Origin of the sequence: Blautia sp. MSK18_10, from assembly GCF_020553185.1 — a bacterium.
Taxonomy (GTDB): domain Bacteria; phylum Bacillota; class Clostridia; order Lachnospirales; family Lachnospiraceae; genus Blautia_A; species Blautia_A wexlerae.
On the sequence record NZ_JAJCGT010000029.1, the window covers coordinates 18093 to 45051 of the forward strand.

The following is a 26959-nucleotide window of genomic DNA, read 5'->3' on the forward strand; positions in this document are numbered from 1 at the left end:
TGATATCAGGTCAGGAGAGGAAACCTCTCTCTGATATTATTATAACTGTTCCGTACTTTATAAAATATGATGTCAGGGTCAAAAGATATTTTGCCCCTAACATTATATATTTTACAATTTCATTACATAGATGTCAATGTCGATTTCTCAGCCTTCTGCGATTTGCATAGTCTGTCATAACTCCATTTTTCTGCTTCATCATACCATTTATCTTTTTTTCTCTGTAACTGAGAGATTACTTGTTACTGTTCACACACCACTATCCCGAGACATACGATTACTTTTTTATTTTTCCACTTCATACATATGCAGTTCATGAAGGGCTCTTGTTGCAGCGATATATCTCGCCTGACGCACAAGCGGGCTCTGATCTTTCTGCGGAAATACTGCAAATACCTGATCAAATTCCAGACCTTTTGCCAGATAGAATGTCGTAACTGTAAGACCTTTCTTAAAGCTTGTGCTGTTTCTGTCCAGATAAGACAGACGTTCTTTTATATCAAATCCTTTTTCTCCCAGAATTTCCTTCAGAAGAAGCCACATATGTTCTGCTTCTTTCTCTGTACGCAGGACAACCGCTGCTGTTTCATATTCTTCTTCGCCGAGTTTCAGAGTTTCTGCAATCTCTTCCGCAGCATGGCTCATATTTGCAAATATTTTCTCCTCCACCGGAGCACCATGACGTTCAAAGAGTTCCATATCTTCAATACCCGCAAGCTGATTTGCATAAGACGCAATCTCTATGGTGTTACGGTAACTCTTATTCATAATGATCTTGTGGATATCCCTCCCGAAAATCTTCGGCAGAAATTTCAGCACATCCTGCTGTTTATCATCCATAGTCTGTGCCCGGTCACCCAGGATCGTCATTCTGCAGGAGAAAATCCTCTGCAGAATTTCATACTGAAGCCTTGAGTAATCCTGCATCTCATCTACCACCAGATGCTTGATATTGCTTCTTCCCTGCTGGCTCTGCAAACGATATTTCAGGTAAAGAACAGGATAAACATCCTCATATTTCAGCTTCCTTTTCTCATAAGAAACACGCGGAAGTCCTTTGTATCCATTTTCTTTCAGGAACTGACTGTAGATCACATAAAGATCTCCGGTCACATACAGCTTCATGAATTTCTCACGGATCAGGTCTTTCTCATCATCTGCCAGATCACGATCCCGCAGAGTTTCCACCTCGTCAATGAAATAATCTGCAACTGCATCCATCCTTGAGAGCAGTGGAAAATCCTGGAATTTGAAATAAAACAATTCAATAATCTCTGATTCTTTCTTTACAAATCCCTTATATTCCACATCTTTAAAATTCATCAGCCGGTCTTCCAGTTCCACCAGATAACGTTCCATAAGATTTATAAATTCCATGGACTGCTTTTCCTCTGCCAAAGAAGCTTTCTGCGGAAAACGGATTCTGCGTTCAATTTCATCATAGCGGTCTTCACAGTCAGAAACTGTATCCCTAAGCTGCTTATAGGCAAAAAGATCAAAGCTCATTTCCTTAATATTCTCTTCTCCCAGTTCAGGAAGGATATGGGAAATATAATCGGAAAACACTCCATTTGGTGACAGGATCAGAATATTGGAAGACTTCAGATTCTGTCTGTCATGGTAGAGAAGATAGGCGATCCTGTGAAGCGCCACGGAAGTTTTCCCGCTTCCTGCTGCACCCTGGATCACCATAATCCTGTCTTTGGTATTTCGGATAATGGCATTCTGCTCCTTTTGAATGGTACGGATAATGTTCTTAAGCTGCACCTCACCGTTACTTCCCAGCTCTGCTTTCAGAATCTCATCATCGATCTTCACATCACTCTCAAATTCGTAGATCATTTTTCCGTTGCGGATCTTATACTGCCATTTCGAAGCAACCTCGCCATGAATCTCGCCCATGGGAGCCTCATAAGAAGCCGGTCCTTTGTCATAGTCATAAAACAGACCGCTTACCGGAGCACGCCAGTCGTATACTAATGGAATATGCCCTGCTTTCTCTGCAAAATTTCCAATTCCAATATAAAAGATCTCCGGTTCGTCCTCTCCTTCGTAAATGAAATCCACTCTTCCGAAGAATGGAGAATCTGCCATTCTGCGAAATCTCTGTTTCAGGATCAGCTGCTCTTCATTTGCGGAAATCTGGCGGAACAATGCCTGCTGATTATCATAATTCTCATAACCATACTGGTCCATCTCTGTATAATTTTCCCAGTAATACTCATGCATTCCCTCAATCTCTTTCTGGCCTTCCACCAGAGAAAGGCTGATTTCTGTGATACGTTCTTTTAATTTTTCCAGCACATAGCCCAGATATTCTCTGCCGTTTTTCTTATCTGTCATATTGTTGATATCCTCTGATATTTGCAACTGTTCAGTAACTTCACAGCTACAATACTCCTTATTATTGTTATCATTTTCTCTTATTATTATGATGATAAAATATAGTTACTGTTCACTCCGTTCCCAGCAACACGCTTCGCGATGCAGGAAATATGAACCTCCTCGTGCAATGCCCAAGGAGTATCGTTTGCTTCGCAAACTTAATTTATGCTAATCGCATAAATTCGCGCGGTATGTCTCGGGTTTTCTGTGACCTTCGCTCACAAAAAACACCTCGCGGGATATTACCAGTGAACAGTAACAAAATATATCAATTTTCGTAGATTGGTTTTTAATTATAACATATTACCCTCTTACAGAAAAGACGTAAATCCGGCAAAAATCCCTCAGCCGGTATCTGTATGATTCTATATCTTCCTGGCGAAGGAAATATCTGCATTAGCCTGAAACCAGATATATTCTCTTTCACAAATACCCCTGAGGGATTGTAACTTTATATTTTAAGCAGTTGCCTTATTCTCAAACTGGCTGTTATACAGATCAGCATAGAAACCTTTCTTAGCAAGGAGTTCTTTATGATTTCCCTGCTCGATAATATCGCCGTCTTTCATAACCAATATCAGATCTGCATCCTTGATGGTAGAAAGTCTGTGTGCAATAACAAAGCTTGTTCTTCCTTTCATCAGGTTATCCATAGCCTTCTGGATACGCACTTCGGTTCTGGTATCTACAGAGGAGGTTGCCTCATCCAGGATCAGGATCTTATTATTGGCAAGAATTGCCCTGGCAATAGTGAGAAGCTGTTTCTGTCCCTGGGAAATATTACTGGTTTCTTCATCCAGAACCATGTCATAGCCGCCCGGCTGCTGCATGATAAAGTTGTGCACATGGGCTGCCTTTGCTGCTGCGATCACCTCTTCATCTGTAGCATCCAGACGTCCGTAACGGATATTTTCCATAATGGTTCCTGAGAACAGCCAGGTATCCTGAAGCACCATACCAAACATCTCTCTCAGACTACTTCTGTTAAAGTCTTTGATGTCATAACCGTCTACCTTAATACTTCCGCCATTGAGATCATAGAATCTCATAAGCAGTTTCACCATAGTTGTCTTTCCTGCACCTGTGGGACCTACAATGGCAATCTTCTGGCCATCCTTCACATCTGCAGAGAAATCATTGATAATGATCTTATCCGGATTGTAACCGAATTTTACATGTTCAAACTGTACATCTCCTGTAAGTGTATTAACATCTACAGGGTTCTTCTCATTCTGACTCTCTTCCGGCTCCTCCAGGAATTCAAATACTCGTTCGGAAGCTGCTGCTGAGGACTGTAACAGGTTTGTAACCTGTGCGATCTGCTGAATTGGCTGTGTAAAGTTACGGATGTACTGGAAGAAGGACTGGATATCACCGACTTCAATACTTTTTTTGATTACAAACACGCCGCCTAAGAGAGCTACCATTACATATCCAAGGTTACCTACAAACTGCATGATCGGCATCATCATTCCTGAGAAGAACTGAGATTTCCATGCAGATTCATAAAGCTTCTGATTATCTTTCTCAAATTCTTCTACTACATCATTCTCTTTGTTGAAAACCCGGACCACATTATGACCACCGAAGTTTTCTTCGATCTGACCGTTTACTTTACCCAGATAGCTCTGCTGATCCTGGAAGTATTTCTGGGAATGCTTCATGACAGTCTGGATGATGAACATGGAAACCGGCAGGATCAGAAGTGCTGCCAGAGTCATCCACACATTGATGGAAAGCATCATAATAAATACACCGATCAGGGTTGTCACTGATGTGATCAGCTGTGTCAGACTCTGGTTCAGACTCATCTGCAGAGTATCCACATCATTGGTGATACGGGAGAGGATCTCACCGTTTGTTCTGCTCTCATAATAGTTCAGAGGCAGTCTGTTGATTTTCTTTGAAATATCTTTTCTCAGATTATAGGTAACATCATTTGAGATCCCTGACATTACGAATCCCTGTACAAAGGAAAAGCATGCACTTAACACATACAATCCAAGTGTCCATAACAGGATCATCCCGATCTTTCCGAAGTCAATTTCACCGGTTCCGTTTACCTTGGCAACCAGGCCGTTAAACAGCTCTGTGGTCGCCTTACCTAAAATCTTAGGCCCTACAATACTAAACACAGTTCCCGCTACTGCAAAGATAAACATCAGTATAAAGCGGAATTTATATCGTCCCATATAACGGAAAAGCTTAGCCATGGAGCCCTTGAAGTCTTTCGCCTTTTCGCCGGACATCATACGTCCATGTCCTCCCATAGGACCTCTTCTTCTCTGTTCGCTCATGCCAGTTCCTCCTCTGATAACTGAGATCTTGCAATCTGCTGATATACCTCACAATTTGCCATCAGTTCCTTATGAGTTCCAATACCTGCCATATGTCCGTCGTCCAGTACAATGATCTGGTCTGCACCAAGGATAGTACTGATTCTCTGGGCAACGATCACAGTAGTTGCATCCTTGGTGTACTCCTTCAATGCCTTTCTTAACTGACTGTCAGTCTTAAAGTCAAGAGCAGAGAAGCTGTCATCAAAGATAAATATCTCCGGATCCTTTGCAATGGCTCTGGCAATGGACAGACGCTGTTTCTGTCCGCCCGAAACATTGGTGCCTCCCTGTGATACAGGAGATTCATATTTCTCCGGTTTGGTATCAATAAATTCTGTAGCCTGTGCAACCTCTGCTGCTTCCTTTACCTGTGCATCAGTAATCTCCGGCTTACCATAGCGGATATTGGAATCAATAGTACCTGAGAAAAGTACACCCTTCTGCGGCACATATCCCAGCTTATCACGAAGCTCTTTCTGAGTCATGTCACGGACATCCACACCATCCACTTTAACAGAACCCTTTGTCACATCATAGTATCTTGGGATCAGATTGATCAGGGTACTCTTACCGCTTCCAGTACTTCCGATCACTGCAATCGTCTGACCTTTCTTTGCTTTAAAGGAAATGTCTGTCAGTACATTCTCACCTGCTTCCGGGTAAGCAAAGGATACATGGTCAAATTCAATCTCACCTTTCACATTTTCTGACGGATGTACCGGAGTTTCTGGATCCTGAATAGAAACCTCTGTTTTCAGAACCTCATCAATACGAAGCGCTGCAACATTTGCTCTCGGGAGCATAATAGACATTGCAGTGATCATCAGGAAGGACATAATGATCTGCATTGCATACTGGATAAATGCCATAACATTACCAACCTGCATGGTTCCGTTGTCTACTGCATGGGCACCACTGTAAATAATAAGTACAGATACACCATTCATGATCAACATCATAATGGGCATCATAAAAGTCATACATCTGTTGACAAACAGGTTTGTTTTTGTCAGATCCAGGTTTGCTTTCTCAAAACGATCTTCCTCATGCTTCTCACGGCTGAATGCACGGATAACAGGAATACCTGTCAGAATCTCACGGGATACCAGATTCAGTCTGTCGATCAGAGTCTGTAAGATAGTGAATTTTGGCATTGCCACCTGGAACAGCACAAAGATCACAATCAGGATCAGGCCAACTGCCACACCAAGGATCCATGTCATAGAAGAATCTGTATTCAATACCTTGATCACACCACCAATACCAAGGATCGGCGCGTACAGAACAATACGGAACATCATTGCCATAACCTGCTGTACCTGCTGCACATCATTGGTGCTTCGTGTGATCAGGGATGCTGTGGAGAATTTGTGATATTCTCTGCTGGAGAAGCTCATAACCTTGCGGTAAATGCTGTTTCTCAGGTCATGACCAAGTCTGCCTGCCACTCTGGCCGAAATAAATGTGACGCTGATTGCTGCCAGCATGATCACCAGAGCCATGGCAAGCATTCTGATACCTGACATCAGGATGTAATGCATCTGAATGGCATCCACATCTTTCCCCAGTGCTTCATATTCTGAAGCAACAAAGGAAACACAAGCCTGTGTCACAATAGACTCCGGCATATCTTTCAGCTTCTCATCCACCTGACTCATAATCTGCTGTACTGCTTCTTCCGGCATCTGCGCCAGCGCTGTCAGTGGGTCTGTTCCCTCCGGAAGGCCCATCTGTGCAACCATTGCCTGCCCCTGTTCACTGTCTTCGGAAAAGGCAGATACCATCATCATTGCCTTTGAGAAATCCTCATTTAAATTCTCTCTGGTTTCTTTGGAAATATCATCTTTTAATACCCAGGTATCATCTTCCTGTGTATAATTCTGTGAAACTTCCTTTTTCTGATCCTCATCCATAAAAATCTGAAGATTCTGCAAGGTTGAATCCCGAAGCTTATCCGGCACACTGTCTTCAATACCTTTCTGCTGGATACCTACATTAATGATCTTGGAGGTATAATCCGGCAGGGAAAGATCACAGTACGCCTGCAGAAACAGAAGTGCTATGATCAGGACAATGTATCCCGCTGATTTCTTCAGATATTTCATCAGTTTAATCATTGCTTGATTCCCTCTTTTCCTATTTTTAATATGTATGTCTGTTTAAACTCACGTGTCAGTTCTTTTACAGACAATATTATTTTTATCTGAACATGCTGATACAGTTTTCTCAATCTGCTCCACCATGTATTTTTCAGTTTCTACCTGTTGACAGGTATCTCCGAAATATTATCCAGAATCTGCCCAAAAAACCTTCGTAAAAGACATAGCTCTGCTTCGCTGAAATTGCTGAACATCACTTTCTCCACAGCTTTGCTTTCCTGCTGGAGCTCCTCCACGATTTTTCTTCCGTTTTCTGTCAGATATACACGCATGATGCGTTGGTCTTTATCATCACGTTTCCTGCAGACAATGTCGGCTTTCTCCAGACGCTGGATACTTACATTAACAGTGGGCGGTGTTACACACATCCACTCTGCAATCTCCTTCTGGCTACAGCCGTTATGTCTGTATACGATCATAATGATCGGCATCTGTCCCTGCTGGATACCGATTTCCCGTATACGCTGCATACATCTCATACCATATTGGCGGTTGATTTCCATAAAGAGAGCAGGCATGCTTTTCTCTTCTCGTTTCTCTTTCTTCTCCTCTTCCGGGCACCACATAACTTCACTCCTTTCCGGCCTCTGTCCTCTTTCAGGTCTGATATTATTTTTAATTAGCCTGACTAATCATATATAATATACTTTTAGACAAAAAATGCAAGTGTTTTTTGTGCAGTTTATAATTATTTTAGATTTAGCTTTGATATTTCCAATTTGTAAATATTCAATTTTATTTTGCCCGGCTAATATTTTTCATCTCAGGTCGAATAAAATTTCCAATATTCTTCAAGCTCTATCTCTGCATAACTTCTTTATAAAATTCTATAAACGCATTAATTGCCGGAGACCGCCATTTATTTTTGTGGAGCAGCAACTGTGTCCATACAGTTACCGGGCAGCCGGCAACATCCAGTCTTTTAATCTGTCCGTCTTTCACATATTTCTCCGAAATAAAATCCGGAAGAAAGGAAAGCAGGCTGCTGTTTTTTACCAGTTCACATATCTGAATCGGATTTCCGATTTCAAGAACCGGACGGATTTCCAGTGATTGGGACGCAAGGGTTTCATTCAGTATTTTTCTGTAGCTCATGGCTTGTTCTGTTAACACAAACTCATTCTGAGAAATTTCACTTAATTTCCATGAACAGCCTGCAACAGGATTATCAGCCGCTGCAATAAAATGAACCTGTTCTTCCTGTTCCGCACAAATAATAAAATCCGAATCATAAATATGCCTGTCCAGAGTAAAAACCAGATCTGTTTCGTTCTTCCGCAATTTATCAAACATCTGCTCTGTACCGTTTTCTGTTATCTCCACTTTTATTTCCGGATACTGATGATGAAAACGCAGAAAATCATTTTTAAAATATCTGCTGCAGACAGAACTGGACATAGACAACCGGATCTCGCCTTCAATGCTTTCAGCCGAATTCAGCGAATCAAGCATTTTCGCCTGTGCCTTCAGAATGTTTCGAGCCTGCTGCAAAACTAAAACTCCCTTTTCCGTAAGATTGATTTTATGATAATAACGGTCAAACAGCCTGACATCAAGTTCCTTTTCCAGTTGTTTAATCTGTGAAGAAACTGTAGACTGCGTATATCCCAGTTCCTTTGCAGCAGCCGAAAATCCTGAATATTCACATACTGCAATAAAAGTTTTTAACACATTTGTATCCATTTCTCGTTCCTTTCCCATATTTTTTTCAATATTTTCCCATCAAAACGCAGAAGAGTTATTTTTCTTATACAAACGATATTTTCAATAATATACAACAAAACAATCAATTTTACAAATATTGTTTTTTATCTTATAATATCCTTTATATGAACTTCTGAAGGGAGCGTTATCTTATGAAACGTGAACAGCTTGGAAGCCGGCTTGGCTTCATTATGCTTTCCGCCGGCTGCGCCATTGGCTGCGGAAATGTGTGGAAATTCCCGTGGATGTGCGGGCAAAATGGCGGCGGCAGCTTTATGCTGATCTATCTTCTGTGTCTGGTCATCCTGGGAATCCCGGCTCTTGTGTTGGAATTTTCCATCGGAAGAGCGGCTCAGACAAGTCCCCTTTTCATGTACCGTAAGCTGGAAAAGCCAGGACAGAAATGGGGGATTTTCGGTTGGTTCTGTCTGCTTGGCAACATTGCCCTGATGGCATTTTACACTGTTGTCTGCGGCTGGATCATTTATTATTTTGTACAATTTCTCAGAGGTAAAAATGGTTCACTGGGATTTTCAGCCATGATCTCCTCTCCCTCTGTGAATGTATTCTTCTTACTGGTCACTGTAGTCATTGCATTTTTCATCCTTTCCTTCAATCTTCAGGGAGGACTGGAGCGTGTGACAAAATATATGATGTCTGCACTGCTGGTACTGATGCTTGCTCTCGCTGTACACAGTCTTTTTCTGAAAGGCTCTGGTGAGGGAATGACCTTTTATCTGAAACCGGATTTCTCAAAGATTGATGGTTCGGTGATCGTAGGGGCAATGAACCAGGCATTCTTTACTTTATCTACAGGTATGGGTGGCATGGCTATCTTTGGCAGCTATATTGGCAAAGAGCATTCTCTAATGGGGGAAGCTATCCATGTGATCACACTGGACACACTGGTTGCTTTTCTGGCAGGAGTTATTATTTTCCCTGCATGCTTTACCTTTAATCTGGAAGTAAATGCAGGTCCGAGCCTTCTGTTTGATACAATGGCAGCAGTTTTTAACAACATGTCCGGAGGTCGCATCTGGGGTTCCTTATTCTTCCTGTTCATGGTATTTGCAGCTATGTCAACAGTTCTGGGAGTGTGCGAAAACATCCTGGCAATGATACGTGAGCTCACCGGCTGGTCTCGTCCAAAAGGTAGCGTGGTCTGCGGCACAGGTGTCTTTCTTCTGGCACTTACCACAGCCCTTGGTTTCAGCGTTTTCCACTTCCAGCCATTTGCCGAAGGAACTACCTGGCTTGATTTCTGGGATTTTATTGTTTCCAACAATATTTTACCCCTTGGCTCTCTCATCCTTGCACTCTTCTGCTGTAATAAGTTCGGCTGGGGATGGGATAACTTTATCAAAGAGAGCAATACCGGTAAGGGCTTAAAGGTACAGAGCTGGATGAAACCGCTCTTCCGATTTGTACTTCCGATTATAATTGCCTTTATCTATATTTATGGAATGTTCACATTCAACTGGAAATAAAAAAGAAAAATAAGCTCCGTGGATCAAAACTTCTATCCACAGAGCTTATTTTTTATCCAACCATCATTTTTAATTTTAGTGAACCTTCTGATCCAGCATTCTCCGGATCAGCTCAATTGTATCCTTCAGTCCATAGTTGGCACTGTTGATGCACAAATCATAATTCTCCGGTTTTCCCCATTTCTCACCGGTATAAAATTCATAATATTTCTTATGCTGCTTATCCATCTGCTTCAGAAAACGTACTGCCTGTTTCAGATTCATATTACGGATATCCATAACGTGCTGCACACGAACCTGGAACGGAGCACTGATAAACAGACTGATATGAGGAATATGATTATTCTTAAGAATCGCATCTGCGCAACGTCCCATGATCACGCAGTCTTCACTCTTTGCCAGTTCACAGATCAGATCACTCATATTGAAAAATACTGCGTCCTGCTTCGGAAGTCCATGATAACGATTGAATTCCCTGAACCAGGTTTTCAGATCTGTGTGTTTTTTCTTTCTGTATTTATCAAACCCTTCAAAATTACCAGTATCACTGACTGCATTTTTGTCTGCCTGCAGACGCTTCATAACCTGATCAAAAATTTCTGCATCATAATAGTTGATCTGAAGCTGATCCGCCAGTTCAAATCCGATATCATTACCGCCACTTCCCTGTGTACGGCTGATACAGATGATCAGATGATCATTTTCGGAAATCTCATTCTGGCGTCTTGCGATCAGATTATTCAGACTGATACGTTCTTTATCTACAATATCTGTCTGTCCAAATGTATCCGGAAGACTTTCAATCTCTTTCAGAATACTGTCATACTCTATCATAAGACGTCTTCTCTCGCTCTTATCCCTGATGGTACGGGCCATGTTACTGATCAGCGCCAGTTCACTTCTGAGCAGATGTCCGTCCGGCTTGGTATACATCAGTGCTGCCAGATGACGGAGAGTTGTTTCTTTTTGTCCTGTAAATGTACGTCCCAGAGAGGAACCCACACATTTATAAACTTCTTCGTCCAGGTTATAAATGCGTATTGCAAGTTCTTTACATTTTTCCTGATTATCCTGCATAATGATCCTCCCTCTTTATAAAAAGAATACAAACATATCAATAACAAACACCGGAATCAGAAATGCCACAGACCAGAGCATATATCCGAAGAATGACGGCATCTTCACACCGTTCTCATCAGAGATTGCCTTTACCATAAAGTTCGGGGCATTTCCGATATAAGTGTTGGCACCCATGAATACCGCACCACAGGAAATGGCAGACAGAATCTTGGTAGGTACTGTTCCCAGTGTGGTTGTGATTCCATTTGTAAATGCCAGCGTTCCGGCTGTTGTAAGGAATACCAGATAAGTAGGTGTGTTATCCAGGAAACTGGAAAGTGCACCTGTTGCCCAGAACATCTCTGCCGGTTCAGTAACTCCCAGATTCGGTCCTACAGCTTTCAGAAGCATCAATGCAGGCTGCATGGTGATAAAAATACCGATGAATAAAACCGCAACCTCTTGGATCGCACCCCAGGTAAAATGGTTCCTGATACGGATCTGCTTATCTGTTGTCTTAAAGGAAAGAAAAGCAGCAAGCAGAATGATCACGATTTCGATCAGAGCCGGGAATGTCAGGGTTACTTCTCCAAAGAGATGAATGCCTCTTACATTGCCTGCAGCATCCTGGAATGCGGACATTCCCGGAAGTACACCGCTTAAAATTACCGCGCCAACGATCATCACAAGGAAAATGATATTGTGCAGTCCATCCAGACGAAACTGAGTACCCGGTTTACGGATATCCGGTTTACGGCCATTTGCAATATCTTTTCTGTAGGAACGTTTATCAATCTGATAAAATACAAACAGCAGAATGACCATATTAAAGATCAGTACAGGGAACAGATGCAGGCTCCAGAAGAATGGAACACCTCGCATAAATCCCATTAACAGCGGCGGATCTCCAATCGGGGTAAGACATCCACCCATATTGGAAATCATGAAGATAAAGAAGATCATAATATGTCCTTTTCTCTTTCTCCATGAATTCATTTTAATTACCGGACGTACCATCAGCATACTGGCACCGGTGGTACCGATACAGCTTGCCAGAAGAGTTCCCAGTGCAAGCAGACCTACATTAACACGGGGGGAACCTGCGAAATCACCCTCCATGGTAATATTACCTGATACGCAGAACAGACCGAATAACAGAATGATAAATGTAAGATAATCATTCACAATACAGTCCAGAACTGTCTCTGCAGTCTTTCCGGCTCCATAAACGAAAGCAAATGGAACCACCATCAGAATGATCCATAAGGCAACAACCAGTGGCTGATGAGACTCCCACCACTCCGCTTTTACCAGAGGCATCACTGCAATACATAACAAAAGCCCTGCAAAGGGAATGCAAAGCCATACAGGTACTGTAGATGGTGCTTTACTGCCTTCTGCCGCAAATACACTCAACGGACAAGCCAGAAGAACTGCAAAAAAAGCACCCAGTACGGTCACCAACTTTTTCAAAACTGCCACCTCCATATTGTATTTTCGTACAGCGCGATTATCATTCAGGAGATTTTTTTCATATACGTGTTTCTTCCTATTTAATATGCGCTTGTTTTTTACAGATGCAATTATATCATACAGCATACAAAAATCAATTGTGTGGATAGTGAATATTTATACTTTATTTCCTGTTTTTTTATACATTTTTTACATATTCCCTGATTATTTTCGTTTATATTTTAACGATTTAATCTTTATTACTGACATTTTTTTGTGCTGCCTTATCTATTTTTTAAAATTGTACTGATTTTGAAACACATGACCCAATAACTGCTCCGCAGTTTATCACTTTTGGGCAATTAAAGCAGGGAGCTTTCTTATATGCAATACGAAAAATGCTCCCCAACAGCAATTCCCGCTGTCAGAGAGCATTTCGCATATTTCTTATATGAACTGATTGGTTACCTCATCATACTCATAATCGATGGAATGCATCTTCGCCACCAGTTCGTCTTTCTTCAATCCTCTGCATGTGCAGAGTGCTTCCAGGGAATCATAGTAATCCCTGAGCTGAGTATTCACATAACTCAGCAGAATCATTGGATCTTTGGGTATCATTTAGTTTCCGTCCTTTACCGTAACAATGAATTCCCCATTCTGAACATCCAGCACCAGAGTATCACCTGCATGAACATCTCCGGACAAAATCTTTCTCGCCGCAAGAGTCTCTACATATTTCTGCAGATAACGTTTCAGCGGACGTGCACCATATACCGGATCATAGCCATTCTCGATAACCTGATTCTTGGCTGCATCTGTCAGTTCCAGGGAAAGCTCCTGGTCTGCAAGACGTTTGTCAAGCTCGCCGACCATCAAGTCTACTATCTTACCAATATTGGATTTTGTCAAGGGCTTGAACATAATTATTTCATCCAGACGGTTCAGGAATTCCGGACGGAAATGACCTCTCAGGTCATCCATAACCTGGCTCTGAGCCTCAGGTTTGATTTCACCATTCTCATCAATACCATCCAGCAGATACGGAGAACCGATGTTGGAAGTCATGATAAGAATTGTATTCTTAAAGTCAACTGTACGTCCCTGAGAATCTGTGATACGGCCATCATCCAGTACCTGTAACAGTACGTTAAACACATCCGGATGTGCTTTCTCAATCTCATCGAAAAGTACAACACTGTATGGTTTACGGCGGACTGCCTCAGTAAGCTGGCCACCCTCCTCATATCCTACATATCCCGGAGGCGCTCCGATCAGTCTGGATACAGAATACTTCTCCATGTACTCACTCATATCAATTCTGACCATATTCTGTTCATCATCAAACAGATTCTCCGCCAGAGTTTTGGCAAGCTCTGTCTTACCTACACCTGTAGGACCAAGGAACAGGAAGGAACCGATAGGCTTGGTCGGATCCTTGATACCGGCTTTGGAACGAAGGATTGCATCTGTAACCCTCTTCACACCTTCATCCTGGCCTACAACTCTCTTGTGAAGCTGATCTTCCAGAGTGAGGAGTTTGGCTCTCTCGCCTTCTGTCAGTCTTGTTACAGGAATACCGGTCCATCTGGAAATGATCCTTGCGATCTCATCATCAGTAACTGCCTCATGAACCAGACTTCTGTCACTTTCTTTGACACTCTTTTCTTCGATTTCCAGCTGCTGCTGTAATTTCGGAAGTTCGCCGTACTGTAACTGTGCGGCCTTCTCCAGATCATAGTTCTGTTTTGCTTTCTGGATCTGCTTATTCACATCCTCAATCTGCTCACGAAGCTTCTGTAATTTCTCTACAGAATGCTTCTCATTATCCCACTGTGCTTTCTGTGTATTAAAGGTATCACGAAGCTCTGCCAGCTCCTTCTGAAGTGCTTCCAGACGTTCCTTACTCAGGTTATCTGTCTCTTTCTTCAGTGCAGATTCCTCAATCTCCAGCTGCATGATCTTACGGCGCTGTTCATCCAGCTCTGAAGGCATGGAGTCCAGCTCTGTCTTGATCAGGGCACAGGCCTCATCCACCAGGTCAATGGCCTTATCAGGAAGAAAACGGTCTGTGATATATCTATGTGAAAGTGTAGCTGCTGCAACCAGTGCACTGTCTGTAATCTTAACACCATGGAAGACCTCATATCTCTCCTTCAGACCACGAAGGATGGAAATGGTATCCTCCACTGTAGGTTCATCTACCATAACAGGCTGGAAACGACGTTCCAGAGCTGCATCTTTCTCAATATACTGACGGTACTCATCCAGAGTTGTGGCACCGATACAGTGAAGCTCACCTCTTGCAAGCATAGGCTTCAGCATATTGCTTGCATCCATGGCTCCGTCAGTCTTACCTGCACCAACGATCAGATGTAACTCATCAATGAAAAGAATGATGTTTCCTTCACTCTTCTTTACTTCTTCAAGGACTGCTTTCAGACGTTCCTCAAACTCACCTCTGTATTTGGCACCTGCTACCAGAGCACCCATGTCCAGGGCAAAAATCTTCTTATCCTTCAGACCTTCCGGCACATCCTCTGCCACGATTCGTTGTGCAAGACCCTCGATTGCTGCTGTTTTACCTACACCAGGCTCACCGATAAGCACAGGATTGTTCTTGGTCTTACGGGAAAGGATTCTGATAATATTACGGATTTCTTCATCACGTCCGATCACAGGATCCAGCTTCTGGTTACGTGCCTTTTCAACTAAATCCTCACCATATTTGTTCAAAGTATCATAAGTAGCTTCCGGATTGTCACTGACTACACGCTGATTGCCTCGTACTGTAGAAAGTGCCTGCAGGAAACGCTCCTTAGTAATGCCAAATTCCTGAAACAGTTTCTTCATGCTTGGACTTGGATATCTCAACAAAGCAAGGAATAAATGCTCTACAGAGACATATTCATCACCCATTGCCTTGGCTTCATCCTCTGCACTGACCAGAGCCTTGTTCAAATACTGTCCGAAACGAAGCTCACCGCCAGATACCTTAACCTTAGCATCCAGTGCCTGATTCAGAGAATTTCTGAAATAATCTTTATCTATCTCCATCTTCTCGATCAGTTTAAGGATCAGGCTGTCTTCCTGTTCCAGCAGAGCATATAAAAGATGCTCCTCTTCAATTTCCTGGTTGCCAAACTGATAAGCAACCTTCTCCAGATCCTGGACAGCCTGTACGGATTTCTGTGTAAATTTACTGATATTCATAGGCTAACCCTCCTCTTATATGAGAAATATCTCTCCCACAGGAGAAATATGTTGTTTTCTTTGTTCTGCATGTAATATAACACATGTTGTTAGCACTGTCAATAGGTGAGTGCTAATATTTTGTAAAGAATTTGTGACCCTCGGAAATTTCTGAATGATTTTCTGAAAGAATGGGTAGTTCGGATGGATGAACTGAAATCCGATGAGATTACCAAAGATAAATATTTTGAATGGAAAATCACCCAGCCACAGACCTGTGACGGATGCGAGAAATATGAACCAAGAAAAAATGGCGCTCTGTAAAAACAGAACTGAGTGAAACTTAACGAAACTTAAATTATGCCCAATATGGAATATACTTTTTATATCTTGGTGCAGTATCCGGATTCATTTCTGATTATATTTCGCTCCACATACCCGTAGTGTTCTAGAGCGTGTCTGAAAAATCATTTCCGCAATCTGCACGCCCCACTTCCTTTCCAGACAGAAAAAGACGCAAGCCACCTTTCTATGACTCACGCCTTTCTCTGCATAACTTATTTTTCTATTCTTCTGTTTCCAATTCCAATCTCTGTAAAATATCTCTTACAATACCTGCATCTTCAATCAGATTAATTCCAAAACATTTTTTACCTGCATCCTTCAAAGACGCACCCACATGATATGCTTTCATTTTATCAAGAATTAAAAAACGATCATGAAATACTTTTGTGTACTTCACATCCAGTTTAGGATACTGTGCATTAAAGTTATCTACATCTGTTTGAGATAATTTTGTCCGTTGCAGTGTATAAACTGTCACCGCCGCATTTTCTTTCTTTTTGGACAAAATATTTAACCTAGATTATTCACGGCACAGTCGTGAAAGTGGCTGAAAACCACATAGTTTCTATATTTTAACTGAATATTGCTTTTCACCTATCAGATGAATGAAAAAAGAGCATCCATTTGTGGTAAAATTAAGGTGTCGAATCTTAAAAAATAACCCAAAGGAGCCCTTTAGGAGTATTGTAAACACCTTAGCCTTAGAAGATTGGTGTTATCAGCAAATATGCGAAAACAACGCATTGATACCGTCCGCTTAAAACTGCTGAAGATTGCTGCAAAAGTAGTTCATTCAGCAAGATATATCACATTCAAGCTGTGTAGCAGCTGCCCTTATAAGAATGAATTCTATGAGACATTTTCAAATATCGGTAAGCTGAATATACAGTTGGAATAGCAACTATTAACGAACCTTGACAGCCTAATAACTGCTTAGAACTTTGCCAGAGGGATTTAATTCTGCTCCACTGGAAAATCCTTCCCTCGCCTTCCTCTGTCAGAGATTCTGTCATATCCCTTTTCATATACTTTCCACAACAAATACAGAAAACAGGAACCCCCTCCTGCACAAACCGTTTTCCCGCCAAGAATCATACCTTCCGTCTGGGATACCGTCTTCGGAAGCATCAGATACAGCTTAAATTCTGCCACAGCCTGATCCACCTTTTCTTTCCAGAACCCAAAGTCAGACCACCTTGACGGAATCCATCCCTCCGGCCAGGTCAGATGTGTAAAAAGAAGCCAGACCACCGTCCCTGCCATTACACTGTACAGCAGGTTGCAGAACCAGTACTCTGCATCTTTCACTGTATAGTTCTTTTTTTCTCTGCTTATTTCCGTCCACAGACTGCCAGAAAGAACCGCCGGAAGCAGCAGTAATGCCGCCAGTCCTGCATTTTTCGGTAAAGTCGAGGATACCACAGTTCCCTGAAGTCCGTATTTCATCAGAAATCCGTTCACTGTACTTTCTTCGGTTTCTCCATTTCTCCTTCTGATAAACAAACGATTATAAAAAAGTTCCGTCTCGGTATCATCCGCAGAAGCCGCCCCGAAAACCAGAATTTTCTGCCCCCAGTCCGCAACTTTCCTGACAGTATAAGTACGTCCCTGAAACAGAATCTGACCACCCGGAACCTTATTGCCAAAGAGCTCCCAGGCAGTTGTACCATCAATCACGCAACCATCCGGATCACCTTCTGTCAGAGCTGCTGCCTGCCAGTCATACCCTGCGGGATTTCCCTTAAGATACACAGTCATCGCCTGTGCCTGCCGGTTTCCTTCTTTCGCAGAAATCTCCCTCAACCCTGCATCTGCATAAAAACATACATCATAAGGCTTCTCACTTTTTCTTTCCTGCTTCAGGATATTTTCTGCTCCTTTCCTGTCAGGATAAGCTGCGGACAGAAACACTGATACTGCTGTATCATTTCTGATCTGCACATAATTATAGACTCCCAGAAAATAAATACAGAAAATAATCAGCCACACAGTCAGAGTACCGGCTTTCCTTAAAAAGGCACTCTGACTTCTGACACTCATTCCTCCAGCAGCCTGATCCGGCTGCCGCTGCTGATCTCTCTGTCACTGGAAGTCACGATTTTCTGGTCACTTGATAAATCCCCGTTCTCCAGCGCAGCAGTGGAAGAATTTTTATCTTTCACATTCACATACGTTTTTCGCGCTACCAGTACCTCACCCAGGACGGTGTTCTGTGTATCTGTCACATAAACATAGTATCTGCCATTTTCCTCATACAATGCGCTCAGCGGAACACAGGCATTAAAAGGACCTGCATCCTGAGAGATTGTAAATTCCGCAGTATCACCTATGGAAAGAGTTCCCTCCGGTACCTGTACAGAAAGAATGTACTGATTTTCATTACTGCTGTCCTCTTTCACAGACTCCACTTTCGCTCCTGTAATCTCTTTTTCATCCGCACCTTTTAAAATTACCTCTCCGCCACTCTTTATGTATTTCAGATCATCTTTGCTGACCTCTGCCTGAAACCGAAAGGTTCCTTTGGATTCATAAAGGACAACCGCAGCTTCCGCTCCTGTCTGGCTTCCTGTCACTGCACTCAGACTCTTTATCACACCATCACAGGGTGCTTTCACTTTTCCCTTTCGTGCCAGCACTTTCTGCAACGTTTCCAGATCTTTCTGCGCAGTCTCAAGTTCCGCCTGCGTATTCTCCAGCGTGGAATCCGAAGCATCACCGATCTGCGTATCCCGGATTGCCTGCTCTGCTGACTGAAGTTCTCTTCTGCGGCTGAGCATGGCTTCATTCACCGCCTCCTCTTTCGCCCGGATATCATCAATCAAAACCTGCTCCTGAGAATTGTCCTGCGCATTCGAATTGTCGCCGTTTCCTGATGTATTTTTATTCCCTTCGCCATCTGTGCGATCCATATTTCCGGAATCATCGGAGTTCTCCGGATCATCTGTATTCCCGAAATCGTCTGTATTTCCCGGATCATCAAACTCGCTGGAATCACTGAACTTCTCCTCATCCGGTATCTTATCCTGTACGTCATTCTGCGCCGCATCCCGCTGTGCGTAATAATCCTGAAGCTTCTGTCTGGCTATGGCTGCCTCATTCTGTGCCGCCTGCACACTGTAATTTCCGCTGGAAACCGCACTGTTATAATTTTCCTGTGCATCTGAAAACTCATTATTTCTCTTCTGCTGATTCACAGACTCTGCACTGATCAGATCATTGATCTTCCCCTGCAGAACATCTATGGCATCCTGTTTTTCCTTTATGGTTTTTTTTAGATATTTTACAGAAAACTTCAGCAGCGCATCCCCTTTTTTCACATTCTGTCCTTCCTGCACATAAACCTGCTCCACCTTCTGTCCCTCCTGGGTAAAAACTGCCCGTTCTCTGGTTCCCATCACTTTACCTGTGCCGGTCACCTCATGCGTGATCACCTGATTCTGAGCTGTTTTTGTCTCTACCTGTGCTACATTCACCGAATCTGCCGCCCTGGACAGAAAAGTAAACAAAAGCATCAGGGCAAAAAATCCTGCCAGAATTTTTATCAGTTTTATTTTCTTCATAGATAAATCCTCTCGTTTCTGTCGCTCTATTCCTTGATTGCCGTGGATATGATCCCTTGTTCCAGATAATCCTGCCCTGCCAGAAAAACGATCACTGCCGGGATCAGAACCAGAACAGATACCGCAAATGCCTTTCCTGTCTGGGAGATATCGATCTGTGGAAGGTACAGAGACAGCGGCCACAGACTTTTGGTCTTCAGAAATGCCATTGGCTGTTCGATCAGATTCCAGTATTCCAGAAATCCCAGAACCAGTGCCGAAATGATACCCGCAGAACCCAGAGGGATTCCGATTCTGATAAAAATAAGCAGCTCACCCGCCCCGTCCAGCCGCGCAGATTCCATCAGTGCCTCCGGAATACTCTCAAAGAAACGATACATGATAAAAACCGGAAACGTGGAAAAGGCCGCCGGAAGAATAATCCCCCACAGATGATCCAGAAGTTTCATCTGATCCAGAACCAAATAATTACTGAGCATCATTACCTGAAAGGGCATCATCATCAATGCCACATAGATCATAAACAGCAGATTTTTTCCCGGAAAACGATATCTGGCAAATCCCCACGCTGCCGGTACTCCCACCAGGATCTGCCCTGCCAGAACTCCGACAGTAATCTTTACGGAATTCCAGAACATCCCAAAAAACTCCGGAGAATCCAGCAGGACTTTCACATAGGATCTCAGCGTCGGATAAAGCGGAAGTACTCTCCAGAATACATAACTGACTGCCTGACCGGAAGCAGATCCACTGTCTGCTGTCAGTACCGCCCCCAGAAGATCATTTAATTCCTTCTGCCCCATCAGTGATCCTGTAACTGAAAAAAATACCGGAAATATTGCCACCAGTGCAAGGAGTACAAGGAGCAGTCTTCCTATCTTCCTGATACGGAATATCTGCATAACTTTTCTCATTCTGCCCCGCCTTTCCCCCAGGCTTTCCACAATCCCAGGATCAGCAGAAAAATCACCAGTCCGGTCACCACTGCCGCAGCCGACATCTTATCCAGCGACAGGTCCCTATACCAGTTGTTAAACAGATGCTGAAGCAGATACATTTTTTCCTGCGGATAATCACCGGCCACCAGATATGCCTCACGGAAAACCTTAAATGCATTGAGTACAGAAAGTACCACGATCGTAAAAAGGGACGGGAGCAGATTCGGGAGTGTGATCTTCGTAAAACATTTCCACTCCCCTGCCCCGTCCACTTTTGCTGCCTCGTAAAGTGCCGCCGGAATGGCAGACAATCCTGCCATCCAGAGCACTACATCATATCCAAGATTTCTCCATATATAACTGATCACCAGTACATAAAAGGAAGCACCTGTATTCATCCAGTCAGTCGTCTGAACAGATAACATATGAAGCAGGTGATTCAATAAGCCCTGATCGTCAAAAAGCAGTCTCCACAGAAGTACCACTGATGCTACAGGGATTGCCATTGGCAGAAGAAAGAAACTTTTCAGAATCTGCGTAAATCTTTTTTGCCCTGCAAGCAGGACTGCTATGATCAGAGACAATACCACCAGCAGCGGCACACACACTCCGAAGAACCGAAGTGTGTTGCCTGCTGCCAGACGAAACGCTTTGTTTGCAAATATCGTCCTGTAGTTCTCTATCCCCACAAATTCTCCATTCACTGCCCCGCAAAAAGATCTGCGGATCACATCCACATACGGGATCAGCCAGAAAATGCAGACACCTGCAAAACTCGGAAGAATAAAAGCCAGACCTTTTTGTGTATTTCTGAAAGCTGCACATCTTCTGCGATTTCGTTTCCGACTAAACAGCAAATCTGATTTTGCGTTCCGTTTCTCTGTTAAAGATAAGTGTTCTTTTAAATTAATCTTCATTCTCTTAAACTCCCTTACCTTGCAGTATTGGGTAATCAGCAGCAGACAGCCGCTTATTCAGATAAATACAGATTTACTTCCTGCATGATCTCTTTCACAGCATCATCCAGCCCCGTTTCTCCATTGAGGTATTTCTCACCGGATTCCGTTACTGCACTTCGGATGATCTGATTACTCTTTGCAGGTACAGTAAGTGTTTTTCCCAGATCCATGATGTTCTGTATTGCTTCATCTTCCGGAATGATCTCGTCCATCACAAACTGTTTGATATTACCATCTCCCGTATCATAAGAGGTTCCGATCGAGCCAATGGTATCTCCGCTGGATTTTCCCATTTTCCAGTAAGCCATATCCTCATAAACTTTACTATTTACAGCTAACCCTTCCGTATTACTTGCTCTCTGGGATTCCTCTTCAAACAGAAACTTGACAAACTTCTCTGCCGCTTCTTTTTCGGATGCCTTTGCACTGACCCCGACAGCACTCCTTGGATAGAAACAGTTCTCGCTTTGTCCGTTCAGAAGTTTATAATCCAGATCCGGATCTACTTTTCTTGCAGAATCTAAAGATACCAGACCTTCCGGTGAGAGCAGGCCTCCTGCTGCTACTGTATCAACTTTTGCAAGCAGACTGGTTACGGATCCTGAAATGTCCATATATCCTGAATGATCTGAATCTGCCCAGTCATCCCCCATCTGATAAGCTTTCTTTGTTTCTTCTATCGCATTTTTCTGAGTCTGCCAGATCCTGTTTACCTGTTCCAGATATTCTTTCACAGCATTTTCATTCAGAGTTCCGTCTTCGTTCATCCATGCAGGTATACTATTATCTATGGTTCCCTGTATCAGATAGGATGGTGCTATAGAAAAATCGCTGAAGAATTGTAATTTTCCATAGCTATCTTTCTGCGACTCCGCTGCATCAGCTTCTGTTGTCAGATCCGTAATTCCGGCTATGATATCCTTATTTCCCTCTATCATCGGAATGCCGAACTTGACAGGCATGGTATAAATGCTTCCGTCCTCTTTTGTATATGCGTCCTTGATATTGGACAGGATATCTGTATCTTTTAATACCCCGCTTAAATCCTCCAACATTCCTTTTTCTATATAAGTATCCTCTGAAATACCATCCAGAAGCAGGACATCCGGCCCTGTTCCTGCCATGATCTCTGTATTGAGAACTTTCAGCGCATCTGTATCTGTAACAGAATCATCTCCCGACATTCCCGTCTCAATATTTACATAAACATCCGGATATTTCTTCTGGAAAAGCACTGCTGCCTGTTTTATGAAATCATTATCTTTCAGGGAATAAACAGTCAGCTCTGTATCCGGCGTCGTTGGGGTATCTTTAGAATATACATAAGAATAAATTTTTATATCTTCTCCTGCATTGCAGCCCACATAGAAGTTTCCATCGCTGTCCTGCCCCCATGCTACAGTTCCTGTATCCGGTGAACTGAGCGAATTCAAGGAACCATCGATTATCTGTTCCACTGTGCTGCCTCCCAGAACATATCTGTAAACACCGGTATGATCAATATAAAAAAGGCTGTTATCCTCATCTCCCTTTAAGAACATAAGCGGAAAACTGCTGGTTGTTGTCCAGTTGACATCCTGCTCATCAGACTGGATCTGCTCTGTAAGCGCGCTGATATTGTCCAGTGGTTTTCCAGTATCCAGATCATATCCGTGAAGAGTCTGATCCTGAATGGTAAACAACATTTTTCCTGCTGTTCCGATAAAATCAACACGGATTCCTTCCTCATATCTTCTCACCAGACTTCCATCTGAAGGATTGATCTCTGCTACGCCATTGCCTGGATCTACGATAAGAACTGTCCCATTCTCTGTGAAACATGCCTGAAATGTATAGGAAGACTGAATCGTATCTCCGGTATCAACTTTCTGTACATTTCCATCAGGGGAAAGATAGAAAAATTCCATTTTCAGGTTGTCATACGCAGAATCCTCTTCCCCACTGTCGGCTGTTGTCTGTGCATTTTCATTGTCCCTGTCAGGAGACAGATCTGCCCCGACAAATATACTTCCATCCGCTGCTGCAGAAACAACGCTGATATATTCTCCCAGATTCTCCTTAAGCCCCAACAGTTCTTCCAGACTTTTTCCATTCGTCCAGGTTTCTCCATTATCTGCAGAATCTGCTGCATAATAACAGTTATCTGCTGTACTGTAATAAACCATGCGCAATGCACCTGAGTCGAGTACTTTGACATCTCTCAGAAACTGGCTGTTTTCAGGTACTGTAAGATCATTTTCCAGAAAACGTCCCATTGCTTTTGCGCTCTCATCTTTTGTTTTTTTACCATCTGAATTGTCGGTATTTACATTCACAAGATCTGCTGTATCTGCATTCCCTGCCTGATTGATGCTTCCTGTTTCTCCTTTGCTTCCGGAATTTTTTCCATCTGCACCGCCACATCCGGCAAGCAGGCTGCCAGTAAGTGCGATCACTCCGGCAACGGCGATTCCCTGTTTCCACCTTTTTATTTTTCTCATATCAGGATATACCTCCATGTTTTTATTTTCTTTCTGTCCCTCTCAGGATAAATGGATTGTAACAGGCAAATCTCTAAACTTTCTCTAATTTTCCAGCCGATATCCAATTCCCCGGACGGTTTTCAGGTTCAGTGTACTTCTGACACTTTTTAATCTTCGCCTCAGAAAATGAATATAATTATCCAGATTTCCATCCTCCACCTCACTGTCTGCTCCCCAGACACGGTTGAGGATCACCTCTCTCGGAAGTGTCTGACCGGCGTTTCGAAGCATCAGCTCCAGAAGTGCTCCTTCCCGTTTGGAAAGGGTACATTCCTTTCCGTTTCCTTCCAGTCTGCCGCTTTCGGGATCAAAAATAAGATCTCCGAGCGATAATACTGCCGTGTCCTCCCATCTTCCGGGTCTTCGAACCATACACTGTATTCTTGCCAGAAGTTCTTCGAAGGCAAACGGCTTCACCATATAGTCATCTGCGCCGCCTTTCAGTCCGGTCAGTTTATCCTGTAATTCTCCCAGTGCAGTCAGCATGATCACCGGTGTGGAAACATGATTCTTTCTGGCTTCCTGCAAAACAGTGATACCATCCATGGACGGGAGCATCCGGTCCAGGATCACCAGATCATGGCTTCGTTCTTTCATATAATAAAGCCCTTCTTCTCCGTCATCGCAGATATCTGTCTCATAGCCTTCTTTTTCGAGCTGAAATCTCATGCTATCTGCCAGTTCCCTGTCATCCTCTATCAGTAAAATTTTCATCTGTTTTCATCCTCCTGATTTTTCATTATACATGAGTTTTCTCTAAATTGTCTCTATACTCGGTTACAGGAATTTTTTTAGAGATTATTTACAGGTTTTCATGATACAATTACCATACAATCTCATAAAGGAGTAAATATTTCATGTTTCGCAGACTTCATATTCAAATGACTTTTTTCTCTGCTCTGATCATCGGCATCGTCATTTTTATTATGACAACTGCCTGTAATTTCATCGCAGAAAACAGCACAGGCCAGAATGCGTGGAATACCTTTCAGAACAACGCCATCTCCTGTATCTCTCATCTGGAAACGCAGAGTATCATCAGCAGTGACTGGATTTTGCAGGCAGAAAAAAATTATGATATTTCCATGGATATCAGAGACAACGGAAATTCTCTTTATCTGAAAAAACTACAGACGGATTCTCTGGATGAAACGATTTTCCGGAAGGCAGAAGAAATCTCTGCTGCTTCCTATGCACTTGATCTTTCCAATCCCGGTGCGGTCAGTAAACTGACAAAACGGATCTTTTTTCAGATGAAAGATTTCTATGTTTCCACTGCTCTGATCCCCAAGAGCCACGGAACCGTCAGTATGATCATCCTGTATTCCCTGGATTCTGTAAAACACAGGATTCTGTTACAGAGACTTGCATTCTCCGGCGCAGCTTTTCTGGCAATTCTGGCTCTGAGTATCTGTTCCTGGTTCTTTACCGGAAGAATGATCACTCCCCTGGAAAAAAGCAGGCAGGAACAGACCGAATTTATCGCTGCTGCCTCCCATGAGCTTCGCTCCCCTCTGGCAGTAATCCTGTCCGGAATCTCTGCCATGAAAAAGGCAGATCCGAAAGAACAGGAACATTTTCTTTCAGTCATAGAAAAAGAAGGGACGCGAATGTCGCTCCTGATAAATGATATGCTCTCTCTGTCAAATGCAGATAACCATTCCTGGAAAATGCATCCGGTTTTCTGTGAACTGGATACTTTACTTCTGGATACCTACGAAAAGTATGAACCCCTGATGCAGGACCACCATATGAAATTTTTCATTGAACTTCCGGAAAAGGAAATCCCTTCCTGTCCCTGTGACCCGGAAAGGATCAGTCAGGTGCTTGGAATCCTTCTTGACAATGCCATCAGTTATGTCCCCGCAAACGGGAAAATTGTTCTTTCCCTTTCACAGACCGAAACGCACTTTCTTATCCGCGTCAAAGACAACGGACCCGGTATTCCGGATTCTGCCAAGACTTCTGTTTTCCGGCGTTTTTACCGGGCAGATTCTGCCAGAAATAACAGGCAGCATTTTGGTCTGGGACTGTGTATTGCGTATGAGATCATTTCACTTCATAAAGGAACAATCTCTGTACTGGATACCCCGGGCGGTGGTTCTACTTTTCAGATTTCTCTGCCGTTGGCATAACACAGTAATTTTCTGTAACATAAAAATTTATAAATAAACCTATATTATTCACGGCTATGCCGTGAATAATATAGGTTTATTTGTTACTTCCTCGAAATAGAAGTTTTTTATCACCATATTGTCGTATAAATTTAAACTCACATCCCATATCAGGATTTCTTTAATTCTTCCATATACAGTTCAGCTATATATGCCGGGCCAGTGCACCACAACTTTGTCTTCTCATCATACAGTGCTTTTCCTGTCTTTGAACATAGAAAATCTGTCAATATCTCTTTTCTGTCCTTGCCCGTTTCTTCTGCAATCTCATCTGTCACCATAGTGATAAGAAGATCTATTGTATAATTCATTTTTTCTTTTGGAATTGTTACCTCAGCCATATCTTCTCACCTTTCACAAATTTCAGACACCTAATAGCGGCTTCTGTTTTGAAGCAATATTGATCTTTTAGTTTATTGGGCAGCAACTGTCTGATACAGAAATCGTCTGCTTCCTTATCGCCTGCTGTCCCGAAAACCCCGGCAAGGTAAGCAGTAAGGGTAGCGTTTGTTGCATCATCCGCAATCTTTCCTGCAATGATATCATACCTTGCCATTTCACGTTCAACTTCGATGAACATTTTTTTCTTTCGATGAGCGGCAATGCAATGTAACCAGTCTACATCTGCATTGTGAATTAAAAACTTTATCCTCACACGACTGAAGTCGCGTGCTTCCAGACGCT

21 protein-coding genes and 1 pseudogene are annotated in these 26959 nt (G+C 42.9%); 3 read left to right on the top strand and 19 right to left on the bottom strand.

All coding sequences use genetic code 11. The annotated features are described in order from the left end of the window. Positions 1–285: 285 nt before the first annotated feature. From LI074_RS11865 to LI074_RS11885, 5 genes are all read right to left on the bottom strand, one after another. Positions 286–2343 carry a HelD family protein gene (locus LI074_RS11865; RefSeq protein ID WP_173698221.1) on the bottom strand — a complete coding sequence of 686 codons (2058 nt, stop codon included), beginning with the start codon at positions 2341–2343 and terminating at the stop codon, positions 286–288. A gap of 500 nt (positions 2344–2843) precedes the next feature. Continuing rightward, complete coding sequence (locus LI074_RS11870; protein ID WP_173698220.1) at positions 2844–4682, bottom strand: ABC transporter ATP-binding protein; 1839 nt, start codon at positions 4680–4682, stop codon at positions 2844–2846. Beyond that, the gene (locus LI074_RS11875) at positions 4679–6841 is read right to left on the bottom strand and encodes an ABC transporter ATP-binding protein (protein ID WP_173698219.1); all 2163 of its coding nucleotides are present in this window, start codon (positions 6839–6841) and stop codon (positions 4679–4681) included. Before LI074_RS11875 ends, LI074_RS11870 begins: the two co-directional genes overlap by 4 nt. A gap of 140 nt (positions 6842–6981) precedes the next feature. Next, the gene (locus tag LI074_RS11880) at positions 6982–7449 is read right to left on the bottom strand and encodes a MarR family winged helix-turn-helix transcriptional regulator (RefSeq protein ID WP_008706650.1); all 468 of its coding nucleotides are present in this window, start codon (positions 7447–7449) and stop codon (positions 6982–6984) included. A 232-nt stretch (positions 7450–7681) separates the two neighbouring features. Then, entirely contained in the window at positions 7682–8566 is an 885-nt protein-coding gene (locus LI074_RS11885) for a LysR family transcriptional regulator (RefSeq protein WP_173698218.1), read from the bottom strand. A gap of 173 nt (positions 8567–8739) precedes the next feature. Here LI074_RS11885 and LI074_RS11890 point away from each other — a divergent pair, with 173 nt between their 5' ends. Next, entirely contained in the window at positions 8740–10074 is a 1335-nt protein-coding gene (locus tag LI074_RS11890; RefSeq protein ID WP_118509247.1) for a sodium-dependent transporter, read from the top strand. Between the two features lie 75 nt (positions 10075–10149). Here LI074_RS11890 and LI074_RS11895 read toward each other — a convergent pair whose 3' ends face one another. The 6 genes from LI074_RS11895 to LI074_RS11915 all read right to left on the bottom strand — a co-directional run bounded on the left by LI074_RS11895 (position 10150) and on the right by LI074_RS11915 (position 16627). Then, the gene (locus tag LI074_RS11895; protein ID WP_055052587.1) at positions 10150–11151 is read right to left on the bottom strand and encodes a cytidylate kinase-like family protein; all 1002 of its coding nucleotides are present in this window, start codon (positions 11149–11151) and stop codon (positions 10150–10152) included. Positions 11152–11166: 15 nt separating this feature from the next. After that, positions 11167–12606, bottom strand: coding sequence for a sodium:proton antiporter (locus tag LI074_RS11900; protein ID WP_055052588.1), 1440 nt, complete (start codon positions 12604–12606; stop codon positions 11167–11169). A 426-nt stretch (positions 12607–13032) separates the two neighbouring features. Then, positions 13033–13206: a DUF4250 domain-containing protein gene (locus LI074_RS11905; protein WP_173697406.1), complete on the bottom strand. Its 174-nt coding sequence runs from the start codon at positions 13204–13206 to the stop codon at positions 13033–13035. Next, positions 13207–15798: an ATP-dependent chaperone ClpB gene (clpB, locus tag LI074_RS11910; protein ID WP_120062526.1), complete on the bottom strand. Its 2592-nt coding sequence runs from the start codon at positions 15796–15798 to the stop codon at positions 13207–13209. It lies immediately after the preceding gene. 387 nt (positions 15799–16185) lie between these two features. After that, positions 16186–16317: a DUF6783 domain-containing protein gene (locus tag LI074_RS18190; protein ID WP_416386353.1), complete on the bottom strand. Its 132-nt coding sequence runs from the start codon at positions 16315–16317 to the stop codon at positions 16186–16188. A gap of 25 nt (positions 16318–16342) precedes the next feature. Next, complete coding sequence (locus tag LI074_RS11915) at positions 16343–16627, bottom strand: hypothetical protein (protein WP_227219448.1); 285 nt, start codon at positions 16625–16627, stop codon at positions 16343–16345. 198 nt (positions 16628–16825) lie between these two features. Here LI074_RS11915 and LI074_RS11920 point away from each other — a divergent pair. Next, positions 16826–17020: pseudogene (locus tag LI074_RS11920) on the top strand (transposase); the annotation flags it as partial. Between the two features lie 56 nt (positions 17021–17076). Here the strand turns inward: LI074_RS11920 and LI074_RS11925 are convergent. The 6 genes from LI074_RS11925 to LI074_RS11950 form a co-directional block, all read right to left on the bottom strand. Continuing rightward, on the bottom strand, positions 17077–18162 hold the full coding sequence (locus LI074_RS11925) for a hypothetical protein (RefSeq protein WP_025579166.1): 1086 nt from the start codon (positions 18160–18162) through the stop codon (positions 17077–17079). Beyond that, positions 18159–19682: an HlyD family efflux transporter periplasmic adaptor subunit gene (locus LI074_RS11930; protein ID WP_173698217.1), complete on the bottom strand. Its 1524-nt coding sequence runs from the start codon at positions 19680–19682 to the stop codon at positions 18159–18161. The genes LI074_RS11925 and LI074_RS11930 overlap by 4 nt, the downstream gene beginning before the upstream one ends. Before the next feature lie 26 nt (positions 19683–19708). Further along, a complete protein-coding gene (locus tag LI074_RS11935) occupies positions 19709–20596 on the bottom strand; it encodes a carbohydrate ABC transporter permease (protein ID WP_243868823.1) in 888 nt (295 codons plus the stop codon). After that, a complete protein-coding gene (locus tag LI074_RS11940; RefSeq protein ID WP_082433129.1) occupies positions 20593–21537 on the bottom strand; it encodes a carbohydrate ABC transporter permease in 945 nt (314 codons plus the stop codon). Before LI074_RS11940 ends, LI074_RS11935 begins: the two co-directional genes overlap by 4 nt. Positions 21538–21590: 53 nt before the next feature. Then, positions 21591–24059, bottom strand: a complete 2469-nt coding sequence (locus LI074_RS11945; protein WP_173698216.1) for an ABC transporter substrate-binding protein — start codon at positions 24057–24059, stop codon at positions 21591–21593. Positions 24060–24143: 84 nt separating this feature from the next. Continuing rightward, complete coding sequence (locus tag LI074_RS11950) at positions 24144–24815, bottom strand: response regulator transcription factor (RefSeq protein ID WP_118341571.1); 672 nt, start codon at positions 24813–24815, stop codon at positions 24144–24146. Positions 24816–24958: 143 nt separating this feature from the next. On the opposite strand from LI074_RS11950, the gene LI074_RS11955 reads away from it, so the two are divergent. After that, a complete protein-coding gene (locus LI074_RS11955) occupies positions 24959–26236 on the top strand; it encodes a sensor histidine kinase (protein ID WP_173698215.1) in 1278 nt (425 codons plus the stop codon). Between the two features lie 149 nt (positions 26237–26385). Here the strand turns inward: LI074_RS11955 and LI074_RS11960 are convergent, their stop codons facing one another. Then, positions 26386–26616, bottom strand: coding sequence for a hypothetical protein (locus LI074_RS11960; protein ID WP_025579156.1), 231 nt, complete (start codon positions 26614–26616; stop codon positions 26386–26388). After that, positions 26604–26959: DUF3990 domain-containing protein (locus LI074_RS11965; protein ID WP_265107673.1), on the bottom strand; the 356-nt coding region annotated here is incomplete at its 5' end. The genes LI074_RS11960 and LI074_RS11965, both read right to left, overlap by 13 nt.